Source organism: Thermodesulfobacteriota bacterium, from assembly GCA_036397855.1.
GTDB lineage: Bacteria > Desulfobacterota_D > UBA1144 > Nemesobacterales > CSP1-2 > DASWID01.
This window is the reverse complement of record DASWID010000104.1, coordinates 19219-30832: the sequence shown is the minus strand read 5'-3', so window position 1 is coordinate 30832 and position 11614 is coordinate 19219. Positions and strand designations below refer to the sequence as shown.

Below are 11614 nucleotides of genomic sequence, written 5' to 3'. Positions count from 1 at the left end.
AAAAAAGACTTGAATTCGATAAAGAAGGTTGTTTTATCCAAGGTTCCTGAGAGATTGACGAGGGATATTCACACCTTTGGGGTCTTTGTCAAAAGGGCGGATAAGGGCTTTTCCTATACCTCGGTTGAAGTAGCGGACATTGTGGGGGAAGAAGTAACCAAAAATCTTAGACTGAAAGTCAACCTTAAACACGCCGATCTACGGGTCTATATCGAAATTTCTGATCAGGTTTTCGTCTTTTTTGAGAAGATTGAAGGTTTAAAAGGGTTGCCTGTGGGGGTAAGTGGGAAGGTGCTTTGCCTGCACTCGGGAGGTATTGATTCTCCTGTGGCGGCCTATCAAATGATGAAGAGGGGTTGCGGGGTTGATTTTATCCATTTTCATAGTTTTAACTGTGGAGAGAGAGCGGTGAATACTAAGGTGGGAGAGTTGGTCGAGAGATTGGGTAAATATCAGTTGAGATCTCGTCTCATCTTGGTCCCCTACCATCCTTTTCATCTTTCGGTGTTGAAAAATCGCGTAAATGGCTCTTATGAGCCGGTACTTTTCCGCAGGTTTATGTTAAAAATGTCAGAATCGATAGCAAAGGCTGAAGGGTATCAGGCCCTCGTGACGGGTGACAGCCTGGGACAGGTTGCTTCCCAAACCCTCGACAACTTAAATGTCTTCAACCGGTCGGTTTCTATGCCCATATTCCAGCCGCTTATTTCATTTGACAAAGAGGAAATAGTTGAATTAGCGAGGAAGGTAGAGACATATGACATTTCAATCAAGCCCTATAAGGACTGCTGCTCTATCATGGCGGCAAGGCCACGGACTCGAATAAAATTGAATAAAATCGAAATGTTGGAAAAAGCTATGGGCTTGGAAAGGGTAATGGAAGAAAGCCTGAAACTTCAGGAGATATATGATTTCTGAATTGGACACTTTCACTTCTCCGCTCCTCCCTTTTTGTAAAGGGGGAGTAGATCTATGGAGGTCTAAATCCCTCCGCGACATATTTGATTTCAATATTTATATGAAATGTAGCGAAAACCTTCCTTCGACGATGCTCAGGACAGGTCAGGGTTTCATTCCAAATGCTTTATCCCTGCGGGGTTGGAAAACCCCGCCTATCCTTTCTGTCATTCCCGCGGATTGTAAGCGGGAGTCCAGAGCCTGTCCCCGCATGCTTCTGGCGGGGAGATAGGCGGGACATTCTTGTCCCGAATTTGAATTAAACGCACGTAGAAGAAATTTAATTACCCTGGGTAGGTCACGAGTCTTGCTCGTGACAATTGATGTACCACCAGCAAGACTGGTGGGCTACCCGGGTGGTGAGTGGGGACATAATTTTTATCCTGCCCTTTTGTACGAGGAATTAGCGCGAAATTGTCAAATCCCCGTTAGTCCCTCCTTCGATTGACTCAGGACACGCTTTTTCTAAAGGGGGAGTAAATCTATTGGAGGTCTAAATCCCTCCGCTACATTAGTCTTGGGGGGTTTCACTTAGGCGGTAGTGTGTAGTCCATGAAGCCTCTGGGCTGAGGGGGGCCGTTATAGGAAAGCTTCTTCCAAACCGTCGGGTCTGAATAATACAATTTAATCACTATATCTTTAAATAAGTTGATAAAGTTCTTCTCTCTGGCTAAAACATGTTTCAAGACCGCATTTCTATCTTCTTTGTTGTCGAGTTTGTAGTAAGGTTTTCTAAACCTCTGTTTGGAAATAGTGTCCAAGTTCCAGAACCCCGAATCTAGGTACCCGGCAATGCCGGGGTCTTTACTTATATATTCCATAAACTTGATTTTTATGCCTATCTCCTTCGCCCCGGGGATAAAAGTTTCGGCGAGGGCTTCCACGCTCTTTTGGGTTTCCCTATTAAATACCAAATAACCCTTTTCCAGCTCAATTCCGTTTTCTAATTCGTTAGTATTTGCAAAAACACTATAGGGAATGCTTGATATCAAGGCTTTTCCTATTACACCATGAGCAACGGTTTTAAGAAAACCTCTTCTTGTTGATTTCATTTCTCTTCCTGAAAAATCTCTACATTCATGTTACGTTCTTTCTTTGCTTTCTCCGCGAAGTCGCTAACTGCCTGAGATTGCTTCTTGGCATAGATTGAATATCTTATGGAATTCTTAACCTGCGAAAGAGGTAAATGTTTTACCTCAATTACCTTGTAGATTAGAAATTGTCCTTTATCCTCAATTATATCACTTACGGCACCAACTTTGAGTTCTTGAAAGAAATCGTTCTTATCAACATTTAGCATAATAGGGTTTGGCGAAAATAATACCCCAGATTCGGAATATTCTGAAGCTATTTTCTCTAGGTCTTCTCCCTTGGTTGCTCTTTCATGATTTATCTCAGCAGTCTTCTTATCAGGAGCAGATATTCCTAATGCTTTAAGATTTGTGTATCTCCTCTCATATTTCTTATAGAAATCCTCGATTTCGCTATCACTGATTTTTTGGTCCCTAGGCAAGCTATATTGAATTTGCTGTTTCACTGCGTTTATAATTAAATTCTTTTTATATCTATCAATCTGTTCTTTGTACTCACTCTCAAGACCTTGTTTCAACCCCTCTTCATAAAGTATCTCGTCTTCTATAACATATTCAAGCTTTCTTCCTCTTAAATCTTCTTCATATATGGGTCTTCCATTTACTGTTGCAACCAGCTTTTTCTCCGAAGATATTGACTCAGAAGAGGAACTATTTTCCTCATTTTGAGGAGAAGATGTCTCTTTGGGTACTTCTTCCTTTTGTTTACAACCAGAGTGAACTGTAAAGATCAATAATATTAGACTTAGCCCTATGATTCTATTGGAGTAGCATAGAAATTTATACATTGTTATGTCTTTTTTACCTCCGCGTAAAAAGTAATGGATAATTTATCTGAATTTGGAAATGAATGCAAGAAAGAAAATTCATCATATGTTGTTTATGTTATCCGCTATCGATTTCCGCTACGAATGTAGCGGAGGGCTTTAGTCCTCCATAAATTAGGGAATTGCCACGCGTTTTATTGTCACGAGCAAGCCTGCCCTGAGTTAGATCGAAGGGACTCGTGACCTACCCATTTTATGAGATATGAAATTTACGGGTAGCCCACCAGTCCCTGTCCCCCCCTCGGGTAGCCCACCAGTCTTGCTGGTGGGTATTAAGATTTCAATGCTGCAGGTCTCCGCTGCCGTCAATGTAAAGACCCATGGTTGGCTTGTCTAATCTGTACATTTTCCCATGAGCTGCTGCCAAACATAGCTTTCGATTTTCACCTTCCAGGTACTCGCAGGCTGCAGTTGCTTTATCGCTCTTAAAGTCAGCCAGCTTTTCAATCGCACCCTCAATGCACATTGCCTGATCATCTGAATTTCCGCGGTGGCAAACATCAGTGAGGAGCTTTGGGTCATTGAAGATGTCAAGTACTTTCGCGGTTCCTAATCCGTGGAAGCAACCTAGTCTCAATGATCGGGGAAGTTCTAAACACTTCTCAGCCAAGGTATTGATGTTGCCGTCAAGTTTTTTGAGAATCTTAGGAGCCTTGTATCGGTAGCAAGCTGCCGAGTATCGCGTTAATGTGTCACAGGGGAAATGCAAACTATGTTTGTTTAGATCCTCTTCATTCCAGGTATGGAAGTACTCCATGAAAACACCGGTTGCACAGTAATATCCCATTGCGGGGTTATTAAATGAGGAGCATCCAGAAATTGACTTTTCAATGTCATGGTGCGTCACGACCATTAGTGCATGTCCTATTCCATGCGCGCAATTCCCCGGCTTGTGGAACCTGGTCATTTCTTTATTTTTGCAAAAATTACCCATCTTTTCTGTTATTTCATGAAGAGAGTGAGTACCAAAGGCCTCCATCAAGACACCGTGCATACATCCGGAGGTGCACTTGGTCTTGCATTCATTGAGCGCGAGACCAATATCTTTGCCTCGGGCATATATTGCCATTCCCAATTCATGGGAGTGCGCATGGCAAGCAGGATATAGAATCTCCAGCCAATTTAGAATCCAGTCTGCCCCCAGCTTGGGAAGATACTCATCGTATAGCTGTCGTTTATCTGGACCAGAGGTGAAATAGTCTTTTTTAAATTGTTCCTTTGTCTCAAAGTCAACTTTAATTTCAGGTCTAGATTTTATTTCATCTCTATCAGCAGTTCCCATTTCGATTTCATCTAGTACGGATTCTTCAGTTTTATCGGCAGTTATGGCGGGAGGGCTTCCAGAAAGGGTTGGTGTGATAAATAAGAAGAAGTTTAATAACATTAAAATCCTGTATGTGTGCCTATAATTTACCATGTATTGATAAAACCCCTTATCAAAAAACTTTAAGTTACAACGGGGATATTTTGCCCAATTATGAATTTATATTAATTAAGGGTCAATCTCGTATAGATATTGTTTAATTTTGATCCGCATTAGGTCTTTCTTGATGGCTTAGTATTGCTATTTTATTTTCTTTTTTTAATTTCTTCAGGAATTCCCTTAATGATCTTTCTCTTTTCTCGCGCTTCACTTTAGACTCAATTGATCGAATAACACTTTCAAGAGGAATCTCTACCCTTTCCTTTAGGATTGTTACCTTAAAGCCTTCCTCGTCCGATATAACATCGCTTATATAACCCACGTCCTTATCTTTAAAGATTTCCCTGTATTGTGGATCAACCTTTGTATCTACCTTAGCTTTGGCTGGTTCTTTGGAATATTCCTCCATGAGCTTTTTAAAATCTTCACCAGAAGTCGCCCTTTTTTTTACCTCCTCAGCCAATGTTTTGTCCTTCAATATAATCTCTATAGTTAAGATACTCTCATAGTCTCCCTTATTTTCCCTGTAATAAGCCTCTACTTCGCCTTCTCCAACCACCATTGACTTGCCGATTATGTCGTCTCTAAAAAACCTTCTTATTCTTCTTTTCTTGTCAGCCTGATTGAGGCCTTCAAATTGTTTATCAAGCCCCTTTTTCATAGCCTCCTGGTATAGCAATTCCCTGTCGATGGCTTCTTCAAGGCTTATTTTATTTATATCTTCCTTATATATCGGTCTTTCATTAACGACGGCAATTATAGTTCCACTAACCTTGTTTTCTTCTTTTAGGCCTTTATCTTCGCCATTTTCATCCGATCTCGTGCATCCAAACGAAATCAATAATATAAGGATAAGGAAGAGTTCTTGCATGGTTTTTTAGACCGGTAGTGGAGGTCTTTAGACCTCCATTGTTATTGTGGAAACCTAAAGCTTTCCGCTACATTAATATATTTGTTTATCTTGACTTGGAGACCTAAAGGTCTCCGCCACCGGTTTTAAATTTGATCATTATACTAAATAATTGACAAATTGCAATTGTTAACTTAATATCATGCACTTAAAATTTATGCCTCAAAAGATTGAAAAATACGATTGCATCGTTATTGGCTCTGGGCCGGGTGGAGCTCCATTTGCATGGAGACTTGCCTCAAAGGGTATGAAAGTGCTTACACTTGAGGCCGGGGATCGCTATAACCCACTTAAAGATTATCCACTAAACCGGAATGATTGGGAGCTTAAGGGTTTTCCCTATAGAAAAAAAATAAACAACACCTACGGTGGTCGACAGGTTTTGGATGAGAAATATACACACCTCAGGTCATGGAATAAGGCTTCTGGAAAGCTTAATAAACGCGACGAGCGGAGGTACCTTGAGTACCACCGGGTAATTGGAGTTGGAGGAACTACCCTTCACTTCCAGGGTGAAGCACATCGCCTAAGTACCAGTGCCTTTAGAATGAAATCCCTTTTTGGGGTAGCGGAGGATTGGCCAATAGATTATGAAGACCTGGAGCCCTACTACGAAGAGGCCGAAAAGATTGTTGGAGTTGCTGGACCTGAGGAGATTCCCTTCAGACCAAGAAAAAATCCCTTTCCTCTCCCGCCCCATAATCTGAGTTATGCCAGTAAGATAATAGAAAAGACCTGTAAGAAAAAGGGGCTCGAGCTTTTGCCAAATTCAGTTGCAATCCTTTCAAATCTTTATCGCGATACGCCCCCCTGCAACTATTGCAATGGCTGTGTATGGGGCTGTCCGCGAAGGGATAAGGGTACAGTTGATGTCACTTTCATTCCTTTAGCGGAGGATACCGGATCATGCAGTATTATCACTAACGCCTTTGCAAGCCGAATAGAGTTGGAGAAAAAGAATGGAGTTAAAAGGGTAAAGGGTGTTCATTATTTTGATAAAGAGGGTAAGGGACATTTCGTCGAGGGAGAATTCTTAGCCGTTGCCTGTGGCGCCGTAGAGACCCCTAGGCTTCTTTTAAACTCGGGAATAAATGGGAATGGGCTTGTAGGTAAAAATTTTATGGAAACCCTTTTTTACCAGGTTGTGGCCTTTCATCCAGAAAGATTGGATTCCTATAGAGGAATTCCCATTGACAGCGTCATCTGGAAATGGAACAAGCCTGATCCTGATCTTGGCTTTACTGGGGGATTAAGACTTTATCCTACCGCCGGAAGCGCAGTAGGGCCTGTACACTATGCTCTTCGTTACTTTGATGGTTGGGGGGAAGATTTTGTAAAGTCCATTGAAAAATGGTTTGGGCATGCCATTGCTATGGGGGGGATCGGTGAATTTTTACCAAATAAGGATACCTACGTCACGGTTAATGAAGGGGTAAAGGATGACTTTGGAATACCCGTGGCACAGATACAGTCATATTTGGGAGAGACAGAACTTAAGTGCCTTGATTTTATGGCAAAGACTGCAAAGGAGATTTTAAAGGCCTCCGGAGCGGAGGAGATTGTGGAGGAGTTTTCTGCCTATGACTTTTTCTCAGCTACCCATGTATTTGGTACATGTAGAATGGGTAAAGACGCTGAGAAATCGGTTGTAGGCCCTGATCTCAGGAGTCATGAGATTAAAAATCTGCTGATCACCGATGCGAGCGTCTTCCCCACTTCAGGTGGAGGAGAGGCTCCTTCGCTCACGATCGAAGCGCTTAGTTTAAGAGCTGCCGATTTGCTTTTCGACAAAATCAAAAAAGGATAAGGTTCATGTTGTGTAATAAGAAGCAATTTTTGTTAATCTTATTCATGCTACTCATTTCAGGATCATCATCCTGTTCAGATGATTCAAATGACTCAGATGGTTCAAATGATTTCATCCCCTTGCCAATATTTGTGAGTGTAATGGACAGTGGAATTGGGGGTCTAGGTGGTTTTGGTCAAACTGCGGCGTGGGGTGATTTTAACAACGATGGATGTCAGGATTTATTTGTTGCGAATACTGACGCATTCTCCCCAAATGTATTTTTATTTAAAAACAATTGTGATGGTACATTTCTTAATGTAATTGTTGAGTCTGGATTAATTGACGTTCGAGTGAGAAGTGCCGCATGGGCGGATTTCGATAATGACGGCCTATTGGATCTCGTCGTGTCAACCATAATGGCAGGTACTCCTCCAATACTCTATAAAAATCTTGATGGAATTATTTTCCTGGATGTCTCTGAAGACAGGGGAATAAATGTGGAAGGGGGCGTCGCAATGCATACTATCTGGGTTGACTATAATTTAGACGGATGGGTCGATCTCTTCCAAGCGAATTCAGGTGTTTCGTTCTTATATGAGAATCAGGGGAATGGGTTATTTATTGAAGTTTCTGGGCAAGTAGGGCTTGGTGGTTTTTTTGATACAAACTCGGCCACGTGGTTTGATTTTAACAATGACAGTTTTCCAGACCTTTTCTTAGCAAATGATGGATTTAATAGATTATTTTTAAATAATGGTGACGGCACCTTCACAGATATAACCTTTGAAGCAGGGGTCAATGGAGACCAGAGTTGGAATTCAATTTCTGCGTGCGTAGGAGACTTTAACAACGATGGCTTTCTTGACCTTTATGTAGGAAACATTGAATCAACTAGAAACGCGCTCTATAGAAATAATGGTGATGGAACGTTTACGGATGTAACACTTGATACAGGAACAGAGGATGTCGGTGATGGAAGGACATGCGCTTGGATTGATTTTGACGCTGATGGCTTATTGGATCTTTTTACAACCAACCATCTAAATCCTACAAGGTTTTTTAGAAACCTTGGTAATGCCAGGTTCTTTGACGTTGCAGTTGAAGTGGGCGTTGATTTTCCAATCGATGTATTTGCCGCGACCTGGGGTGACTATAATAATGATACCTTCATGGATGTCTTCTTGAATGGTCATCTGGGAACGGCACTCATGGAGAGCAGTGGAAACACAAACAACAATCTCATCATAGACCTGGTGGGTGACGGTGTTTTGAGTAATAGCTCCGCTATAGGTGCGAGGGTAGAAGTTTTAACTTCAGAAGGGACTCAGATTAGAGAGGTATCGGGCGGTAAGGGGTGCTGTGAGCAGGATATGCTTCCAGTTCATTTTGGGGTTGGGAAGGATAACCAGGTGGATATATCTGTAGACTGGCTTGGTGGGGGGGATTGTTTTTTTCAGGATATCGATGTAGAGGGCGGTCGCTTTTACATTATTTTCCAAGATGGATGCGATATCCTTGTAAGGTGAGGTCTGGAAGTCCTCGTTTTCGATTGAAAAATGTAGGGACTGATTCCCACATCAGTCCGCATATCAATTTGATGTGCGTTCGCCGAACGGGCGCTCCTACTTCGATCCTCTCAATTCCCCCTTAGTCCCTCCTTCGATTGACAGGCTTTTTCTAAAGGGGAGAAGATAAACAGATCCCTGCGGGGTTGGAAAACCCCGCCTATCGTTATTGGCGACGATATATATAATATGGATAGTCGGGACATTCTTGTCCCGAATGGGCGGTTCATATGTTGATTAATGGAGCGGCGACCCTCCTTCGACATGGACAGGTTAGTTTGCCACGTATCCGTATTTTGCCCTCCTCCCTTTTTTAAAGGGGAGTTCGAGGGGATTTCTCGAATCGCTCTTAATCCTCCTTTTCTGAAGCGGAGGGGATTAATGGTGTAGTACTAAAATGTCAAATTTCAATTAAACTATGTTAAATTTAATCAACCTAGATGAAAAAGATTGTTTCTTTATCTGTAGTACTTCCGGCTTATAATGAAGGAGAAAATATTGAAAAGACCCTTTCGGGCGCGATTTCTTATCTTGAGACTAAATTTAATGATTATGAAGTCATTGTTGTAAACGATGGTTCTATAGACGACACCGGAGAAATTGTTCAAAGGCTCACCTCTTATAATTCGAAGATAAAAATCATTAATCATCCAAAGAATCAGGGGTATGGCGCTGCACTCCGAAGCGGATTTGAAAAGGCGTCACTTGATTACATTTTCTTGATGGACAGCGATGGCCAGTTCGACATCAGAGAACTAGACCGATTTCTCCCTTTTCTGGAGGATTCCGTAGCGTTAATAGGGTATCGCGAGAAAAGAGCCGACCCGGTTGTAAGAACCCTTAACGCATGGCTTTACCACCTTTATATTTGGATTGTTTTTGGTTTGAGCGTGAAAGATATCGACTGCGCGTTTAAAATCTTCCCAAGGGCTGCTTATGAATCTATAAAACCCATAAAATCAGGTGGTGCTCTATTTAGCGTCGAGCTTCTAATCAAACTGATAAGAAATGGTATCAGAATTAAGGAGATCCCTGTGAGTCATTATCCTCGTTTATTTGGAGCGCAGACTGGTGCTAATCTAAGTGTTATACTGAGGATGTTTAGAGAATGTTGGAAGCTTAGAGATGATATCAGGGATCAAGAGAAGTAGAATCTTCGGAAATAGTGCGCTATTTGTAGTTCTCATACTGACAAGTTCATATGTGTGCTAATCGTTGGCCTATTGCTTCGTTTTGCTGTTCCCAGGAAAGGAGAAGATCTTACTGCGGTCAATTTATCAATTTATAATGGTGCAGCACTCGTTCTATTTGGGCTCTTTCATATTATGACACATATCGATGAAAGGTATCTTCGTCTGGCGATTATTTCTCCAACTCGCGAATTCCCTTTACGTTGCTACAGGGCTACTCATTGAAAAGGCGGAGTTGGCTGGTTTATCGTGTAATTTCATTTAAGTTAGATATTGAATATGTTCGATTCTAATCTTGGTCGTTCGCATGGAGTTGAAGACATCCCGGCAGTCTCTATTCAGGTTATTGTAAAGGGGTTGATTCCTGGAATAGTTATGTTAGTCCTGCTCGTTTTTACTGTTCTTATGGTGGATTTCTGGAGGTGCATGACTCAGCGTTCTAATTTACAAAAGCTTTTGTTAAAGAATGGGGGATAAAATCGGTTGTTGCTTCGTGGCTTATCAAAGTTGGCCATACATGATGTGATTGTTTTCTTCCTGGTCGTAATCAGCCTCGGACTGAAATTTTACAGGCTTGACGATCCGGATAATTATATGTTCGATGAGGTTTACTTTGCTTTTACCGCACAGGAGATCGCAAAAGGGAATAGTGATAGCTGGGAAAAGGGTCCTAAGGCACCGGAAGGCTTTGCCTTTGAGTGGTCTCACCCCCCTCTTGGTAAGGAGCTCAGCACATTGGGTATTTTGATTTTCGGGGATCGTACATTCGGATGGCGGTTTTTTCAGGCCCTATTTGGGGGACTCGGGACCATTGTTATCTACATTGTTGGTAAAGAGCTTTTTCAGAGCAAGAGAGCAGGTGTGTTCGCCGCTTTTCTATACACATTTGATTGCTTCATATTTGTTTTGAGTCGGATTACGATGGTTGATATATTCTTGATGACTTTCATTCTCCTGGCATCGCTCTTTGTAATAAAGTATGCAAGGACGCGGAGAGATAAGTTTATTTATCTTTCCGGAGTTTTTTGCGGGTTGTCGATGTCTGTGAAGTGGAGCGGTGTATATGTAACTGAGTTTTTAGCGGCTGTAGGATTTGCGGTGATGTACTACACAGAGATTCATAGCGGTAAGGAGGCAACCGATTCTTTTTTTGAAACGCTTTTTATGGTTACAAGAACAATCGTTTTAGCCTTCATAATTACGCCGCTAATTGTTTATATTCTGACATATCTACCTTACTTTCTGTATGGGCATAGTTTAAGCGATTTTATAGACTTACAGGAAGGCATGTATTGGTATCACAAGAGTATAACGCAATCACATCCCTATCAGTCGCAGTGGTGGAAGTGGCCTCTCCTTCTAAGAACGGTGTATCTGTATCTTGGTGAATACGGGGATAAGCACAAGTACATATACGCAATGGGAAACCCGTTTATATGGTGGACTGGATGCCTGTTTCTAGCTATCGGTATTGTTCAGGTTATTCGCAGGGAGCTGCCATCACTTGCATTTGCAGTACTGAGTGTATTTGCCTACTGGCTACCCTGGGCATTATCTCCAAGGAAGGTAACATTTTTATATCATTTTCTTCCTTCCTTCGTATTTGTCATGCTGATAATAGCTTACTTCCTGGATGTGATCTGGGATAGGTTCCGTCACGGAAAAGACGTGGTTCTGTTGTACCTCTTGATAGCTGCCGTTACATTTGTGTACTTTTATCCGATCCTATCCGCTGTCCCAATACCCGATGACTCGCTAGGTCGTTACTTCTGGCTCAGCAGTTGGAGATGATATTTTATTGATATTGACATTGTTGAGGCAACCTCTGATAGATTAGAATGACCTGGGCTCTGTTATCATAA

At 41.9% G+C, this 11614-nt stretch carries 10 protein-coding genes; 6 read left to right on the top strand and 4 right to left on the bottom strand.

The window, feature by feature from the left end; genetic code table 11:
* Positions 1 to 918, top strand: a 918-nt coding sequence (thiI, locus tag VGA95_08105; GenBank protein HEX9666502.1) for a tRNA uracil 4-sulfurtransferase ThiI, incomplete at its 5' end; no start/stop codon positions are given.
* A gap of 566 nt (positions 919 to 1484) precedes the next feature.
* On the opposite strand, the gene VGA95_08100 is transcribed toward thiI, so the two are convergent.
* From VGA95_08100 to VGA95_08085, 4 genes are all read right to left on the bottom strand, one after another.
* Positions 1485 to 2009, bottom strand: coding sequence for a gluconate 2-dehydrogenase subunit 3 family protein (locus VGA95_08100; GenBank protein ID HEX9666501.1), 525 nt, complete (start codon positions 2007 to 2009; stop codon positions 1485 to 1487).
* Positions 2006 to 2836: a peptidyl-prolyl cis-trans isomerase gene (locus VGA95_08095; protein ID HEX9666500.1), complete on the bottom strand. Its 831-nt coding sequence runs from the start codon at positions 2834 to 2836 to the stop codon at positions 2006 to 2008. Before VGA95_08095 ends, VGA95_08100 begins: the two co-directional genes overlap by 4 nt.
* Before the next feature lie 319 nt (positions 2837 to 3155).
* Positions 3156 to 4292, bottom strand: coding sequence for a hypothetical protein (locus VGA95_08090; protein ID HEX9666499.1), 1137 nt, complete (start codon positions 4290 to 4292; stop codon positions 3156 to 3158).
* A 103-nt stretch (positions 4293 to 4395) separates the two neighbouring features.
* Positions 4396 to 5169, bottom strand: coding sequence for a hypothetical protein (locus VGA95_08085; GenBank protein ID HEX9666498.1), 774 nt, complete (start codon positions 5167 to 5169; stop codon positions 4396 to 4398).
* A 196-nt stretch (positions 5170 to 5365) separates the two neighbouring features.
* On the opposite strand from VGA95_08085, the gene VGA95_08080 reads away from it, so the two are divergent.
* The 5 genes from VGA95_08080 to VGA95_08060 all read left to right on the top strand — a co-directional run bounded on the left by VGA95_08080 (position 5366) and on the right by VGA95_08060 (position 11543).
* Positions 5366 to 7015: a GMC family oxidoreductase gene (locus VGA95_08080; GenBank protein HEX9666497.1), complete on the top strand. Its 1650-nt coding sequence runs from the start codon at positions 5366 to 5368 to the stop codon at positions 7013 to 7015.
* A gap of 5 nt (positions 7016 to 7020) precedes the next feature.
* On the top strand, positions 7021 to 8523 hold the full coding sequence (locus VGA95_08075) for a CRTAC1 family protein (protein HEX9666496.1): 1503 nt from the start codon (positions 7021 to 7023) through the stop codon (positions 8521 to 8523).
* A 479-nt stretch (positions 8524 to 9002) separates the two neighbouring features.
* Positions 9003 to 9713, top strand: a complete 711-nt coding sequence (locus tag VGA95_08070) for a glycosyltransferase family 2 protein (GenBank protein ID HEX9666495.1) — start codon at positions 9003 to 9005, stop codon at positions 9711 to 9713.
* A gap of 318 nt (positions 9714 to 10031) precedes the next feature.
* Positions 10032 to 10229 (top strand): hypothetical protein, encoded by a 198-nt coding sequence (locus VGA95_08065; protein HEX9666494.1) that lies wholly within the window; start codon positions 10032 to 10034, stop codon positions 10227 to 10229.
* A gap of 9 nt (positions 10230 to 10238) precedes the next feature.
* Positions 10239 to 11543, top strand: coding sequence for a phospholipid carrier-dependent glycosyltransferase (locus VGA95_08060; protein HEX9666493.1), 1305 nt, complete (start codon positions 10239 to 10241; stop codon positions 11541 to 11543).
* The last annotated feature ends 71 nt before the right edge of the window (positions 11544 to 11614 follow it).